This window comes from Rhodococcus sp. p52, assembly GCF_000763325.2.
Taxonomy (GTDB): Bacteria; Actinomycetota; Actinomycetes; order Mycobacteriales; family Mycobacteriaceae; genus Rhodococcus; species Rhodococcus pyridinivorans.
The window spans coordinates 122699-137146 of sequence record NZ_CP016821.1 but is presented as its reverse complement, the minus strand read 5'-3'; the positions used below and the strand labels follow the sequence as shown (position 1 = coordinate 137146).

The 14448-nt window shown below is 65.5% G+C and carries 13 protein-coding genes and 4 pseudogenes; 8 read left to right on the top strand and 9 right to left on the bottom strand.

The window, feature by feature from the left end; all coding sequences use genetic code 11:
• Positions 1-71: 71 nt before the first annotated feature.
• Both IM25_RS24515 and IM25_RS24505 read left to right on the top strand, forming a co-directional pair.
• Positions 72-302: pseudogene (locus IM25_RS24515) on the top strand (cytochrome ubiquinol oxidase subunit I); the annotation flags it as partial.
• Positions 303-375: 73 nt separating this feature from the next.
• A protein-coding gene (locus tag IM25_RS24505; protein WP_157127026.1) for an IS3-like element ISTesp3 family transposase occupies positions 376-1637 on the top strand; the annotation gives its coding sequence in 2 pieces (ribosomal slippage) (positions 376-724 and positions 724-1637; 1263 coding nt in all).
• 154 nt (positions 1638-1791) lie between these two features.
• Here the strand turns inward: IM25_RS24505 and IM25_RS24500 are convergent.
• Positions 1792-2979 (bottom strand): annotated as a pseudogene (locus tag IM25_RS24500) (ISL3 family transposase); the annotation flags it as partial.
• A gap of 478 nt (positions 2980-3457) precedes the next feature.
• Between IM25_RS24500 and IM25_RS24495 the strand changes: the two are divergent.
• The 4 genes from IM25_RS24495 to IM25_RS24480 all read left to right on the top strand — a co-directional run bounded on the left by IM25_RS24495 (position 3458) and on the right by IM25_RS24480 (position 6012).
• Entirely contained in the window at positions 3458-4384 is a 927-nt protein-coding gene (locus IM25_RS24495; RefSeq protein ID WP_033098858.1) for a VOC family protein, read from the top strand.
• Between the two features lies 1 nt (position 4385).
• Complete coding sequence (locus IM25_RS24490) at positions 4386-5228, top strand: alpha/beta fold hydrolase (protein WP_032492322.1); 843 nt, start codon at positions 4386-4388, stop codon at positions 5226-5228.
• A gap of 108 nt (positions 5229-5336) precedes the next feature.
• Complete coding sequence (locus IM25_RS24485) at positions 5337-5549, top strand: hypothetical protein (protein WP_157127028.1); 213 nt, start codon at positions 5337-5339, stop codon at positions 5547-5549.
• 61 nt (positions 5550-5610) lie between these two features.
• Complete coding sequence (locus IM25_RS24480; RefSeq protein ID WP_033098835.1) at positions 5611-6012, top strand: hypothetical protein; 402 nt, start codon at positions 5611-5613, stop codon at positions 6010-6012.
• An 83-nt stretch (positions 6013-6095) separates the two neighbouring features.
• Here the strand turns inward: IM25_RS24480 and IM25_RS27220 are convergent.
• Positions 6096-6373 (bottom strand): annotated as a pseudogene (locus IM25_RS27220) (IS3-like element ISTesp3 family transposase); the annotation flags it as partial.
• Between IM25_RS27220 and IM25_RS27215 the strand changes: the two are divergent.
• A pseudogene (locus IM25_RS27215) lies at positions 6348-6455 on the top strand (4-hydroxy-2-oxovalerate aldolase); the annotation flags it as partial. The pseudogenes IM25_RS27220 and IM25_RS27215 sit on opposite strands and share 26 nt — an antisense overlap.
• Positions 6456-6498: 43 nt before the next feature.
• On the opposite strand, the gene IM25_RS24470 reads toward IM25_RS27215, so the two are convergent.
• The 7 genes from IM25_RS24470 to IM25_RS24445 all read right to left on the bottom strand — a co-directional run bounded on the left by IM25_RS24470 (position 6499) and on the right by IM25_RS24445 (position 12844).
• Entirely contained in the window at positions 6499-7734 is a 1236-nt protein-coding gene (locus tag IM25_RS24470) for an NAD(P)/FAD-dependent oxidoreductase (protein WP_033098834.1), read from the bottom strand.
• A 402-nt stretch (positions 7735-8136) separates the two neighbouring features.
• The gene (locus IM25_RS24465; RefSeq protein ID WP_052040236.1) at positions 8137-8508 is read right to left on the bottom strand and encodes a non-heme iron oxygenase ferredoxin subunit; all 372 of its coding nucleotides are present in this window, start codon (positions 8506-8508) and stop codon (positions 8137-8139) included.
• 82 nt (positions 8509-8590) lie between these two features.
• Entirely contained in the window at positions 8591-9130 is a 540-nt protein-coding gene (locus tag IM25_RS24460; RefSeq protein ID WP_032492317.1) for an aromatic-ring-hydroxylating dioxygenase subunit beta, read from the bottom strand.
• Positions 9130-10554, bottom strand: coding sequence for an aromatic ring-hydroxylating oxygenase subunit alpha (locus tag IM25_RS24455; RefSeq protein ID WP_084295187.1), 1425 nt, complete (start codon positions 10552-10554; stop codon positions 9130-9132). The genes IM25_RS24460 and IM25_RS24455 overlap by 1 nt, the downstream gene beginning before the upstream one ends.
• A 434-nt stretch (positions 10555-10988) precedes the next feature.
• Positions 10989-11141, bottom strand: a complete 153-nt coding sequence (locus IM25_RS26270; protein ID WP_157127027.1) for a hypothetical protein — start codon at positions 11139-11141, stop codon at positions 10989-10991.
• Between the two features lie 30 nt (positions 11142-11171).
• A complete protein-coding gene (locus IM25_RS27690; protein ID WP_442971927.1) occupies positions 11172-11570 on the bottom strand; it encodes a hypothetical protein in 399 nt (132 codons plus the stop codon).
• A gap of 203 nt (positions 11571-11773) precedes the next feature.
• The gene (locus tag IM25_RS24445) at positions 11774-12844 is read right to left on the bottom strand and encodes an IS110 family transposase (RefSeq protein ID WP_033098836.1); all 1071 of its coding nucleotides are present in this window, start codon (positions 12842-12844) and stop codon (positions 11774-11776) included.
• A gap of 270 nt (positions 12845-13114) precedes the next feature.
• Between IM25_RS24445 and IM25_RS24435 the strand changes: the two genes are divergently transcribed.
• A protein-coding gene (locus IM25_RS24435; protein WP_157127026.1) for an IS3-like element ISTesp3 family transposase occupies positions 13115-14376 on the top strand; the annotation gives its coding sequence in 2 pieces (ribosomal slippage) (positions 13115-13463 and positions 13463-14376; 1263 coding nt in all).
• Positions 14377-14448: the final 72 nt, after the last annotated feature.

Genomic DNA, 14448 nt, shown 5'->3' with positions numbered 1-14448 from the left:
CATAGTAATTAGGTACGCTCGAGGGCGTCTCATCACCGTGCGCTCGCGCGAAACTTCGGATCGGACAGCACATGACCGCTCTCGCCCCGCCCCCCTGGCCTGCCGCTACCCGCCCCATGCCGGCGCGGCGCGGCCCCAAGGGTGCGTTCATCCACAAAATGATCACCACGACCGACCCGAAAGTACTGGGTCAGATGTACCTGGTGACCGCGTTCGCGTTCTTCGCGATCGGAGGCCTGATGGCCCTGATCATGCGCAGCGAACTGGCCGCGCCGGGTCTGCAGTTCCTCTCGAATGAGCAGGGGGTCTGACCCCGGTTCTTGGACACGCTGAATCCAGCACGTGGTGCTGGGGAAGCGAGATGATCCGAGAATCATGGCTAGGAAGAACTATTCCGAGGAGTTCCGCCGTCAGGCCGTCGACTTGTACGAGTCCACCCCTGGGGCCACGGTCCGCGGCATCGCCGAGGACCTCGGCATCGTGCGCGGCACGCTGCGGGGTTGGCTCGAGGTCTACGGGACCGGCAAGAAGACCGCTGCTGACGGAACGCTGACCTCCAACCCACTGCAGTCCAGGCCGTCGAAGAAGAACTCCTCGGCGCCCGAAGGTGAGACGCCGGAGCAGAAGATCGACCGACTGGAGGCCGAGAACGCGGCGCTGCGGGCCGAGACCACCAAGCTCACCACCGAGCGGGAGATCCTCCAGCGGGCGGCCAAGTATTTCGCCGGGGAGACGCGCTGGTGAGTCGCTTCCAGTTCGTCGCCGACAACTCCGCCACCTTCGAGGTGAAGCGACTGTGCGAGCTCGTCGAGATCGAGCGCTCCTCCTACTACGCCTGGCTCAAGGCAGCCCCGGCACGCGAAGAGCAAGCTCGGGCCGATGCCGAGCTCGTGGAGCGGATCAGGGCCGTCCACGCCGAGGACAACACTTGCGGTGCGCCGCGGATCACCGCCGAGCTCAACGACAACACCCCTGCCGGTGAGCGGGTCAACCACAAGCGCGTCGCGCGGGTGATGCGGGCCGAGGGCATCCGTGGCTATGTGAAGAGGCGGCGGGTGCGGACCACGATCCCCGAGCCGTCGGGGCAGAAGTACCCCGACCTGCTCCAGCGCGACTTCACCGCCGAGCGCCCCAACCGGCGCTACGTCGGCGACATCACCTACCTCCCGCTCGCGGACGGGACGAACCTGTACCTGGCGACCGTGATCGACTGCTACTCCCGACGGCTCGCCGGCTGGGCGATCGCCGACCACATGCGCACCGAACTCGTCGAGGAAGCGTTGAACGTCGCGGCCGCGACCCGAGACAGCCTCAAGGGCGCGATCTTCCACAGCGACCACGGGTCGGTCTACTGCTCCAAGGCCTACGCCCAGCTCTGCAAGAAGTTCGGCGTCACCCAGTCGATGGGCGCCGTCGGCTCGTCGGCCGACAACGCACTCGCGGAGTCGTTCAACGCCACGATCAAGCGCGAGGTCCTCCAAGACACCGCCTGCTGGCCCGACGAGCTGACCTGCCGCCGGCAGGTCTTCAGATGGCTCGTCCGCTACAACACCCGCCGCCGTCACAGCTGGTGCGGCTACCTCTCCCCGTCCACCTACGAGGCCCGCCGGGCCGCTACGCTGCCAACCGCCGCGTAATCACACCCCGTGTCCAAGATCCGGGGTAAGGCCCGACAATTCAACGGAAGAGCACCGCCGAAGCGGGCCAATTGCTTCGAGAGTCACACGCTGTTCAGCGCGACCGGAACCATCCTGACCAGCCGGTCCCGGACCAGCCAGGTAGACACTCACAGATCGCCTCGGTGGGGCCGTTGCTCGTGCCGGGTCGGTCGAAGTAGGCCAGCACGTCAGCGGCCCGCTTCTTCAGGGTGCGTCCGAGGGTGATGAGCTCGGTCAACGCGGCGGGGACACCGGAACTGACCGATTCGATGACCGCGGCCATCAGCTCGCGCCCGCGGGTCCGGTCGGGTTCTCGGTAGGCGGCGATCATCCGCTGGTAGATCCCCCAGGTCGCCTCGACCTCGACGTGCTCCTCGCGCGCGAACAGGGCCTCCAGCCGCAACTGCTGCCTCTCGGTCAGCAGGCCGGCCCCGGTGTGCAAGGTTCTGCGTGCCGCGTAGAGCGGGTCGCCCGAACGGCCGCGGTGACCGTGAATGTCTTGCTGGACCCGGCGCCGGCAGCGGTCCAGGGCGTCACCGGCCAGGCGCACCACATGAAAGGGATCCATCACGGCGACCGCGTCGGGCAGCTCCTCTGCGGTGGCGGTCTTGAAGCCGGTGAATCCGTCCATCGCGACGACCTCCACCGCGTCGCGCCAGGACTGCTCGCGTTCGCTGAGCCAGGTCTTGAACGCCTGCTTGGAGCGGCCTTCGACCATGTCGAGCAGCCGCGCCGGGCCGGTCCCGTCGCGGATCCCAGTCAGGTCGATGACCACGGTGACGTACTTGTCCCCGCGCCTCGTGCGCCGCCAGACGTGCTCATCAACCCCAACCGCGGTGACCCCCTCGAACCGGGCCGGGTCGTCGATCAGGACCCGCTTGCCCTCCGCGAGGACCGCGTCGTTGGCGGTGTTCCAGGCGACCCCGAGCCCCTCGGCGACCCGCGCGACGGTCAGGTGCTGACAGACGATCCCCTCCAGCGCCCACCGCAGCCCGCGCCGGGAGAGCTTCGCCCGCGGCTCGGCCGCCCGAGTCATGTCCTGGCGCCACACGTGCCCGCACCCGGTGCACCGGTAGCGACGGATCGTCACCTCCAGCGTGGTCGGGCGCCAGCCGAGCGGCTCGTGAGCCAAGCGCCGCACGACGGTGTCACGCACAGCGCCCTCGCAGCCGCACCGGCGACACCACTGGTCGGGATCGACCACCCGGCACGCCAGCACCGCTCGGTCGGGCTCAAGTCGTTGGCCGGTGACCTCGAGGCCGAGCTCATCGAGACGGCAGAACGTGGTCAGGTCGGGGTAGCCGAAGGTAGCGTCAGGCATGTCGAGGTCTTCTGGATGGACGGCGTAGGAACCTCCATCATCGGGAGACCTCGACCCCTACCTGGACTCGCCCCCGCACCAGCCGCTACACCCTCAACTGTGATGAGCCCCGAATAGTGCTGGTAGTCGGTCGTGAGGTGGTAGTTGCGGCCGATCTTGACCTGCCTCCATCCAGAGCCTCCGGCCGCCAGCCGAAGACGAAGGGGAGAACCGTCAAACCGGGGTGCTGCGTTGCGCGATGGCGTCGCCCAGGGCCAAGGCGTGCGGCGCGTCCCCGGGCGTCCACCAGTACTACTGGGACGGCATCCGCCCGACATCCGCTTCACGCTACGAAGTGCGCGGTCCTGCCCGTCAGGGGCTTCCGAACTTCGCAGCACCTGGGCGACGACCGTTGTCACATCGTCATACATGTGCAACAGTGGTTTTGCACACATGACGATGGCCCCGCCTAGGGGTCGACCAGAGAAAGGGGAGGCCCGTGAGCAAAGTGAAGGAACTCGCCTACGTCGGATATGAGGTCTCGGACCTGGCGGCGTGGGAGCACTTCGGCGTCGATCTACTCGGGATGCAGTTCGGCGAGAAGACGACCAGCGGCTTTACGCTGCGTACCGACCACAAGGCCCACCGCTGGGTAGTGGAGGCAGGCGCGGCTGATGACCTCGTGGTGAGCGGTTACGAGGTCGCGAGCGAGCCCGAACTCGACGCGATTGTTCAGGGCCTTGGTAGTGCTGGCTTCGAGGTGACAGAAGGAGATGCTGCCCTTGCCGCCGATCGCAAGGTGGACCGGATCTTCGTCACCACCGACCCGATGGGAAACCGAGTTGAGCTCGTCAGCGGCTTCGCAGACGCCGAAACTCCCTTCGAGTCCACGAAGCTCCTAGGTAGCTTCGTCACGGGCAACGGAGGCGCCGGCCACCAAGTGCTATTGACAGGTGATGTTAGCCGCGAGGAATACCTCGCCTTCTACGTTGACCTGCTGGGTTTCAAGATCAGCGATATCATCGTCGAGGAAGTGGCGCCGGGCATCGTCGCGGATCTAATCTTTCTGCACTGCAACCCGCGCCACCACACGGTCGCCTTCGGAAATCTTCCGTTTCCGAAGGTCACGCATCACTTCATGCTCGAGGTTAGCGACATCCGTGACGTAGGTCTTGCCTATGACCGTTGTCTAGACGCCAGACAGCCGTTCGAGATGACACTAGGCATGCACCCAAATGACAGAATGTTCAGTTTCTACGTACGGACACCGTCTGGATTCAACGTGGAGTACGGTTGGGGCGCCCTCCTGATCGACGACGAGACCTGGGAAGTCAAGACTCTCGACCGCCTGCACTCATGGGGGCACCGTCCACCCCAGGTTCTGGCCGAGCAACTCGCGCACACGGCAACGGACGAGGTGCACTGAGGTGACTCTTCGCCCGAGCGATATCGCTCGCGACGTGAAAACGAAGAACTGGAACATCCACTATTACGAGGCTGGCGAGGGACATCCGGTGGTGCTTCTGCACGGAGGCGGCCCGGGTGCCACCGGCTGGAGCAATTATGCCTCGAATATCGAGGCACTCGCTGAGAGTTTTCACGTCTTTGCCGTGGATATGCCCGGTTGGGGCGAGTCCGACGCAGTCTCCTTCGATGAGGTTGACCATGTTGAGGCGGCAGTGCAGTTCCTGGATGCCCTTGGCATCGAGAAGGCTGCCTTCGTCGGGAATTCAATGGGCGGCCACACGTCTATCAGACTGGCTGCCGAGCAGCCGGGTCGCGTGTCGCACCTGATCACGATGGGTCCGCCAGCGACCATGCGGCCAATCCTCTTCGGTGCTGGCGATGGTCCGTCCGAAGGGCTGAAAGTGATGTACGAGGCGTACCGGGCGCCCAGTCCGGAGAACATGCGTCGCCTCGTTGAGATCATGGTCTTTGACTCCGCCACTTTTGCGACGCCTGAGCTGTGCCAGGCGCGGTCGGATGCAGCACTGTTGCGCCCGGATCACCTGGAGAACGTCGTCGCGGGGCTGCCTCGGGCGCCCATCCCCATCTGGGCGGATATGAATACCGTCCGTGGCATCACGGCGCCGACTCTACTTATTCATGGTCGTGATGACCGAGTGGTGTCATTTGAGACGTCGCTCATGCTTTGCGCAAGCATCGCCAACTCCCGTGTCGCACTGATCAACCGGTGCGGCCACTGGGCGCAGGTCGAGCACGCTGCCGAGTTCAACAGGCTGGTGACCGACTTCGTACTTCACAATTGAGAATTCCCGGTTTTCATGCACCTATGAAGCACCCTCCCAGTGCTTGCCTTCGGAAGGCCCAGCCTTGGGGCTGGCCTCGGATCCATGCGGAGTAAGGAGTCGGATACCGTGAGTGAGGCGGCAACCTCCAGTATCTCGGTGGGGCGCCTGAACGAGCTGGGTGAACCGTGGGCGCTCCCTGGATGCCCGGTTCCATTGGAGGTGTTGCAGGAGGTTCGTGACACGGTCCGCGCCATGCAGTTCCTGGTGCCGCAGCTGGCTGATCCCGACGTCGACGAGGTTGTAGACGTCCGGACAGCCACGGCGGCGGGTGGGTTTTAAGGTGGGAACAGGCATGTGATTGGGTCTAGGATCCGTGGTGTGACTATGTGACAATAGAGGCATGAGCAAACAGGCGACCGTTGCGCGAGGTGACCTGCGCGCCTACGAGGAGTCGCTCCGACTGGCCCCGCCGGAGCTGGTCAATCGGCTGCGCGACCTGCTGGGTGCGAAGCTGGTCGCCTACCTCGGGGCGGTCCAGGAGACCCGTGCCGTGCGGCAGTGGGCCGCTGCCGACGATCCGCGCACGCCGTCGACCGACGTTCTCAACCGCCTGCGGATGGCGTACCGGATCGCGGCGTTGCTGCGAGAGAAGGACACGCCCGGCGTTGTCCAGGCATGGTTCCAGGGAATGAATCCGCGCCTCGACGACGTCGCGCCGGCGCGACTGCTGCGGGAAGGCGATCTTGAGCAGGTCGGCCCCGGCGTCCTCGCGGCCGCACGCGCGTTCGCCGCAGCTGGGTGACTCCGGCACAGTTGAGGATCGTGGAGGCGAACCAGCGAGTCTGGCGGGTGGGGGTCCTGCCTGAGCCCTGGGCCTGGTCGGGCCGATGAGCGCGTCACCTCGACGAGCTCGCACAACCGCTTGACCTCGAAGGTGCTGGAGTGGTCGGCGACGAACTGGAAGCGGCTCACCAGTTCGTCTCCCCAGCGAAATACTTGGCCGCCGAACGCAGAAACTCCCGCTTGGTGGTGAGCTTGTTCTCGCTGGCCTCCAGCTCGGCGACCCGGGCCGAGAGCCGGGCGATCTTCTCCTCGGCTGTCTCCTCGCCACTACCGTCTGCGGCACCCGAGGACGCGGACCGTCCGGTGCGGGTGGACCGGGCGACGCTCACCCTCGGGTACGCCGGCGTCTACTCTTCGTTCCTGCGGCATGCGGAGAACGTTGCCGCCCGACACGACGTCGACTCCCCGGGTACGGACGGCAGCGGAGGAATCGTCCTATGCGCCATCACGATCTGGCTTCGTGATGAGCGACACGCCCGAGCGCACGCAATGAGACGGCCGGGTCGATCAGGTCCGATGCCATAACGGGAACTCGTCCCTCGATCAGTGGCTTGGTCGCCCGCAACTCCTTCGGCGAGTCGATCGCAGCCGCCGCGGTGACCCGCCCATCGCGGACCCAGAATGCGACGAACTGCGCCGTGGTCACGCCAGGTCGGACGACGAACTGGTCGCCTGGCTGGTGTCGGCCATACATCTGGAGCCGATGTCCGTATTGATCGGACCAGAAGTACGGCGCATCTGTGTTGACTGCCGGTACCCCAACCATGTTGGCTCCGGTGACTGTGCCTAGACGATTGGCGACGTCCCAGTGCTCGATGCGCTGGCGACGCCCGGTGAACGGACTGACGAAGGTGGCGACGTCGCCGGCCGCCCAGATCCAGGGGACACTCGTGCGACCGTGACGGTCCGCGACGATGCCGCCGTTGCAGTACACCCCTGCGTCTCGGGCCAGCTCGTCGTTGGGCTCCACCCCGCAGCCAACGAGTACGGTGGCCGCATCCAGAACCGAGCCATCGTCCAGGACGACCTTCTCGACCTCCCTCTCCCCCACGAACTCGGTCACAGTGCGCCCCCCCAGAATCCGCACCCCCTCACGCTCGTGCATCCGCTGGACGTGGGCTGCAAGGGCAGGGCCCAGCACGCCGGCCAGCGGCACCGGCATCGCCTCGACTACCGTGACATCGATCCCTCTTCCCCGCGCGACGGCCGCCGCCTCGAGGCCGATGAACCCTCCTCCGACGATCACCCAAGGACCGCCCACGTCGAGGCGCGCCGCCAGCGCACGTGCATCCGCCAGGCCACGCAGCACCAGGACATGCTCGAGATATTCTCCCGGAACTCCCAGACGCCGAGCGTTGACACCGGTCGCCACTAGCACGGCATCCGCCCCGAGTCCCTCGCCGTCAGGCAACCGCACCACCTTCCGGTCGACATCGAGCGCTGCGACCGGCATGCCGAGCAGCAGGTCGATGTCTTCCTCGACGTACGTGCTCGGTGGGAGGATCCGACGCGGCGCGTCAAGGTCGGTGAAAGACTTCGACAGAGGCGGTCGCTCGTAGGGCTCCTCGGAGGCTGCTTCCACGAGAGTGATCCGACCCTCGAAGCCATTTCTCCGCATGGCTAGTGCCGCTGCGACACCGGCAGCACTGCCACCGACGATGACGTGGTGCGGTGCGGTCATTGGTGCACCCTCTTCCTGGCGGGGATCGAGATGATGGTTGTTGTTCGGACTCGGTGAGGCTCGGTGTGATGGCCGGTGGGGGTCGCGCGCGAAGGGCCTCCCAAAACACCGCCGCCCCCGGGCTGTCCCGAGCCATGGAGCGCCAGTCAGTAACCGCCCGACATCCAGCCTCTCCTCGCCGACCCGTCGCTGCCACCTAGAATGACTCTCCTCGCCGACCCGTCGCTGCCACCTAGAATGAACTGTGGGCTGACTCTCTGTCGGTGTGGCTTCACCTCGGAGCGGTCGAAGGCGACGACGCGAGCGCCCTCCTCGACATACCGCTCGACGATGTCGCGCGACCGAGACCGGAACCGGCTCCGGTGACGATGACCGAGTAGTCCTGAAGCCAACCCACGGCTCTCACTCCTTGATGAGGTACGTGCTCGGAAGCGCAACATAAAGGACCCCGTCGACGAGTGCGACGGGATGGACGGCCACAGCCGTCGTGGCGGGCGGCGCGAGCGGCTCGCCGGTGCGCAAGTTGAACTTAGCGAGGTGGAGGGCGCATTCGACGAAACCGTCCGCGACCCACCCGTCCGCCAACGAGTAGGTCTCGTGGGTGCACGTATCGTCGATACAGAAGTACTCGCCCTCTGTTAAAAACACCGAGACGGGCGGCAGCGTACCGAGGCACAGACCTTCGTCCTCGGGCACGTCGTGGGCCGCACAGGCACGGCGCCATGTGCGGCCCTCGACGTTCGGCAGCGCCACTTCCACGTCGTTGTTGGTCATCGTGCCCGAAGCCAACTGCTGATACTTGACCGCGCGCAGCGGGCTATCTGCGTGTGATTCAACGTCACTGTGACCTCGCTTCTCAGAAGAAGATGCTCAGATTCCTAGACAGCAACACGTTGTTGTCTAGGATGACCTCGCGGCGGGCGATGAGCAGACCGTCCGTGGCAGTCCGGCGGAGGATGTCGCGCCGACATCCAGCGTGCAGGTCAACATCGGCTTCCATGCGGTTGCGATAGACGAGGAAGTGGGACCGGGCCCGGTAGTCTCCTACACCGGAATCGTCCGACTCCACTTCGACGTTCGTAATGAGGCGCCTGGTGCGCGTCGGGGGATCCTCGGCCCACGCCTGCCCGGTCTCCAACCCCCGCACCCGCTTCTCGAGATTCGGTTTGTCGTCGTCGAAGTATCCGAAGTCGTCTTCACCGGAATACTCGAACTGCTGCTCCCGCCGAGACAGGTTATACCGGAGAGGCGCCCACAGGTGGGCATCGTCGGCCCACAATGTGAGCCACTCCGTGAAGAGCCTGTCGTCAAGGAGTCGCGCCTCCTTGTAGTAGAACTTCTCGACCGCACGGGCGACGTCAATAACCTCTGTATTCGTATTCTCAAGAACGCTCATCAGGATTCTCCCGCCTTCGCCATGTCGCTTCGGTCGATTACCTCGGTCGTACGCACCGGCACGGAGATGTCCTTCCAAGACTCCGCCGCCATGAACTCGGCCCAGCGTCGGTACAGACTGCGCTGGTTCTGCTCACTGTAGGTGTGACTGACCTTGCCGGGCAGCGTCGGATGCGAGCGCTCGTGTCCCACTCCCATCTCGACATGCAACTTGGAGAGTCGGGTCACCACTCCCTCCTGACCCCCAGCACCTGAGCAGTAACTCCAGTTCTCGCCGTCGTCCTGTTCCCAAGTACCACCGGGGCTGAAGTGTCGGATGGCCTGCGTGCGCCAAGCATTCTTCACCTCCTGCGGAGCCTTCTTGTCGACGATGCACCACGACCAGGCCTCCATCTCGGTGGGACTCTTGGGCATCCAAACGCGCAGGACCGAGCTGTCGTGGAGGTAAGAGAAGTTGGGGAACACGTTGGCGTGCGTCCAGGACATCCCCTCTACGCGCTCCTTACCAAGGCGGTTGATGGACTCCTGGCGCGTCTCGTCGCGCCAGCGCAGGATCGCCTCGCTGCTCCCCGCCGAGAACGGCGCTCCGGTCGGCGAGTACATAACACCAATACCATGGCCTTCCGCTGGGTTGATCTCGAGCCCGTCGATATTCACGAAGGCGTCCGCCGCCTCGGGCGGGAACTCAGACAGCAGCACCGATATATGGCTGGAGATGGTGTGGTAGTTGTCTCCACTGAACTGCTCGGCGGCAAGCTTCCAGTTGCCCCGCATCTTCCACTTGTGGACACCGGAGATGACTTCGGTGCCGCCATCCACACGGTCAAGCAGGATGTCCAAGTAGTAGGTCATGTCGCCCAAGAAGTCGACAAGCGACGGCGCTTCGGGATCGAAGCAACCGAAAACCAGCCCTTTGTAGGACTGCACCTGTGGAACCCGCAGCAATCCCAACTTCGACTTGTCGATCTCGTTGTAGTAGGCGTATTCCTCGCGGGGCACGCTCACCAACGAGCCATCCGTGCTGTACGACCAACCGTGGTACGTGCAGGTGAAGGCCTTCGCGTTCCCCCAGTCGGCGCGGCAGACCTTCATCCCACGATGGCGACAAGAGTTGAGCACCGCGCTGATCGATCCGTCGCGCTGTCGGGTCACCACGACGGGATCGGCGCCGATGTAGGTCGAGAAGAAGTCCCCGGCCTTGGCCAGCTGGCTTTCATGGCAGAGAAAGGACCATGATCGTGCAAAGACGCGCTCAAGTTCAACCTTGTAGATCTCAGGGTCGAAAAACATGCGCCGGTCCAGCAGGCCACCCTCGCTCTCGGACAGTTCCTTGAGCAGAGACGACAGGGCGGGATTCAAAGGTGGTGCCTGAGGTGTCTGCCCGTTCGGGCTCACCAGTTGACCACTGTCATTCACAGTCAGCATTGTTGCCTCCATTCCTAGCTTCAGTTGCGACTTCGTTTGTCGGGGGGATTCGAACGCGCTGCATTTCTTGGGGTCAGCGCTGTAGAGGACTTCCCGGTTACCTGGTCGTCCTGTACACCACCGCCGAACTCCGTCCCGTCATCAAGTCCGTCTCACGGGTTCGAGGGCTGGTGCGGTGAGTGTTACATCACACCGCAGCCGTCGTGAAAATCCTCCCTCGGGTGAGGCCAAATATCCCCCAAAAGGGGCTCTGTCCGGGTCAAGTCCGCTGGGTGGTGCCACCGCCATCCTCGACCGTGCCAGCAGAGCCGCCTCGCGCAACGCGAGCACGCCCGCATGCCAGCACCTCCTGGCACAGCTCGTCCTTGAACTCCTGGCTGAACCGTCTACGGGATGCACTCACTGCGGATCTCGTTTCCAGTAGAACCCTCACCTTAGGAGGGCCCACTGTCCGAGATCACCGCGGCAGGCCAGTACAGCGTCAACGCGACCATCATCTTCGGGTCGTGCGCTGCGCGTCCCCACCCATCGGCGCGGTAGCCGGCGTGGAACGCGGACAGGTCCATCTGCTCGACCGCGTCGAGCACGAACCAGGCCAGATGGTCCTCCTTGAGCCACTAGGTCAACGACGGCGGCATCAAGAACACCTGATCACGCTCCACAGTCAAGAAGTTGTAACCCACGTCCACCTCCAGAACCCCTACCTGCCAAGAGATTCTCCCGAGACACGACCAGAAGGCCCCGAAGACGCGCCGAGGGTTTATGCAACACGCTCTTCTGGCAGTCCAGGGTAGCCCTGCGCCTCGATCGCGTGCCGGTCGAGGATCTGCTCGACCACCTGGATGGTCGCGGGCCCGAACGCGGCGGCCACGGTCGAGGAACCAGTCTCGCGACCACAGCCCGTCCGCGTTGCGGTGCCGCGGTGGAACATGGCCCGGATCGGTCGAGTACTGGCCCTTGCGACCCGTCTTGCGACGGTGCTCGGCAACGACCTGCTGTCCGTCGAACACCGTCACCCTTGAGGCAGGCAGCCGCACCCTCACCAGGCGTCCGGCAAGGGCGTAGGGCACCGAATAGGGCTCATCACAGTTGAGGGTGTAGCCGCGGTCTGAATCCGCCTGCCTCGAGGAGGCATCGGGCGATGTAGTTGGTGAGGTTGCGGAACCCGAGGGCGGAGCCGCGCAGGTGTTCGAGGCGTCCGTTGAATCTCCTATGTATGTCAAGCAGCCGCCGAAGGTGTGATCGTGGCGTTGAGTTGCCTGTAGATCTGACGGGCGAGGTAGCGCTTGAGCGAGCGGCGGATCTCGCGCGGGGTGCGCCCCTGCGCGGTGCGCTTGTCGACGTAGGCGCGGGTCTCGGGGTCCATGCGCATGCGGGTGACGACGGCCATGTGCAGGGCGCGGTTGAGGCGTCGGTCGCCGCCGCGGTTGATGCGGTGTCGAACGGTGTTGCCGGATGAGGCCGGGATGGGGTTGACGCCGGCCAGGCTGGCGAAGGCGGCTTCGGAGCGGATCCGGCCGGGGTGCGACCACGCAGCGTAGGCGATCGCGGCGGTGACGGGTCCGATGCCCGGCTGGTCCAGCAGGCCCGCGGCGGGGCTCTCGTTCAACAGGGCGGTCATCTGGCGGGTGAGGTCGCCCAGCTCCCTGTCGGCTGTGCGGACACGCTTGGCGAGGCGGACGGCCTCGGCGCGGGCGACGCCGATGGAGAGCTCCTCGGCGCGGGCGCGCCACGCGGCGATCTCGCTGATCCGGCCGGTGTTGAGGGTGCCTCGGGCATCGATCCCCAGGTCGACGACCCGCAGCAGCGCGATCAGGGCGTTGATCGCGGCGGTGCGCTCGTTGGTGATGTGGTCGCGGGAGGCGACCAGGATCCGCAGGGCGGCCCGGGCTCCCTCGTCGGTGCGCGGCAGACGCAGCTGGGTGTGGTCGAGCGGGAGGGCTGCTTGAGCGATCCGGCGAGCGTCCAGGGGGTCGGACTTGCCCACGCCGCGGTTGGCGCGAGCGTTCATCCGTGGTGCCTCGGCCACGGCGTACCCAGCATCGGCAGCTGCACGCGCCAGGCGGGCGCCGTAGGTGCCGACGCCCTCGATGACCCAGAGCGCGTCGAGATCCGCGCCGGTGCGGCGTGCGACCCAGGCGACGGCACGGGCAAGGCCGGCAGTCGTCGCTGGGAACTGTGCCTCATCGAGGACCTCTCCGGTCGGGCAGGCCAGCACGGCGAGTGCATGGGTTCGGGCGTGGGCGTCTACGCCGATGACGAATGGGCGGGTGTGCGCGACGATCGACATGGTGATCGACGTTCCTTCCTCGTGACGGGGATGTGATGTCTCGGTCGCCAAGCGGCCGGCACCGGCCCGGGTAGAGGTCACGTCGGGGCATATCTGTGATGGGCCACGACCCCGTGAATCTAGATGGGGTCGGACAGTCTCCTGATCAGGTCACCGAGGTGGGCCGGACGGTGCCGGCCGCGCTTCCCAGCGTGGACGGGGTCTGACCCCGGTTCTTGGACACGCTGAATCCAGCACGTGGTGCTGGGGAAGCGAGATGATCCGAGAATCATGGCTAGGAAGAACTATTCCGAGGAGTTCCGCCGTCAGGCCGTCGACTTGTACGAGTCCACCCCTGGGGCCACGGTCCGCGGCATCGCCGAGGACCTCGGCATCGTGCGCGGCACGCTGCGGGGTTGGCTCGAGGTCTACGGGACCGGCAAGAAGACCGCTGCTGACGGAACGCTGACCTCCAACCCACTGCAGTCCAGGCCGTCGAAGAAGAACTCCTCGGCGCCCGAAGGTGAGACGCCGGAGCAGAAGATCGACCGACTGGAGGCCGAGAACGCGGCGCTGCGGGCCGAGACCACCAAGCTCACCACCGAGCGGGAGATCCTCCAGCGGGCGGCCAAGTATTTCGCCGGGGAGACGCGCTGGTGAGTCGCTTCCAGTTCGTCGCCGACAACTCCGCCACCTTCGAGGTGAAGCGACTGTGCGAGCTCGTCGAGATCGAGCGCTCCTCCTACTACGCCTGGCTCAAGGCAGCCCCGGCACGCGAAGAGCAAGCTCGGGCCGATGCCGAGCTCGTGGAGCGGATCAGGGCCGTCCACGCCGAGGACAACACTTGCGGTGCGCCGCGGATCACCGCCGAGCTCAACGACAACACCCCTGCCGGTGAGCGGGTCAACCACAAGCGCGTCGCGCGGGTGATGCGGGCCGAGGGCATCCGTGGCTATGTGAAGAGGCGGCGGGTGCGGACCACGATCCCCGAGCCGTCGGGGCAGAAGTACCCCGACCTGCTCCAGCGCGACTTCACCGCCGAGCGCCCCAACCGGCGCTACGTCGGCGACATCACCTACCTCCCGCTCGCGGACGGGACGAACCTGTACCTGGCGACCGTGATCGACTGCTACTCCCGACGGCTCGCCGGCTGGGCGATCGCCGACCACATGCGCACCGAACTCGTCGAGGAAGCGTTGAACGTCGCGGCCGCGACCCGAGACAGCCTCAAGGGCGCGATCTTCCACAGCGACCACGGGTCGGTCTACTGCTCCAAGGCCTACGCCCAGCTCTGCAAGAAGTTCGGCGTCACCCAGTCGATGGGCGCCGTCGGCTCGTCGGCCGACAACGCACTCGCGGAGTCGTTCAACGCCACGATCAAGCGCGAGGTCCTCCAAGACACCGCCTGCTGGCCCGACGAGCTGACCTGCCGCCGGCAGGTCTTCAGATGGCTCGTCCGCTACAACACCCGCCGCCGTCACAGCTGGTGCGGCTACCTCTCCCCGTCCACCTACGAGGCCCGCCGGGCCGCTACGCTGCCAACCGCCGCGTAATCACACCCCGTGTCCAAGATCCGGGGGTAAGGCCCGACAATTCAACGGAAGAGCACCGCCGAAGCGGGCCAA

Excerpts from the sequence above, each read along its gene's own strand:
- IM25_RS24455 (WP_084295187.1), bottom strand. The coding sequence starts at position 10,554 with ATGCTGACTGTGAATGACAGTGGTCAACTGGTGAGCCCGAACGGGCAG.
- IM25_RS24480 (WP_033098835.1), top strand. The coding sequence starts at position 5,611 with ATGAGCAAACAGGCGACCGTTGCGCGAGGTGACCTGCGCGCCTACGAG.
- IM25_RS24460 (WP_032492317.1), bottom strand. The coding sequence starts at position 9,130 with ATGAGCGTTCTTGAGAATACGAATACAGAGGTTATTGACGTCGCCCGT.
- IM25_RS24470 (WP_033098834.1), bottom strand. The coding sequence starts at position 7,734 with ATGACCGCACCGCACCACGTCATCGTCGGTGGCAGTGCTGCCGGTGTC.
- IM25_RS24465 (WP_052040236.1), bottom strand. The coding sequence starts at position 8,508 with ATGACCAACAACGACGTGGAAGTGGCGCTGCCGAACGTCGAGGGCCGC.
- IM25_RS24445 (WP_033098836.1), bottom strand. The coding sequence starts at position 12,844 with ATGTCGATCGTCGCGCACACCCGCCCATTCGTCATCGGCGTAGACGCC.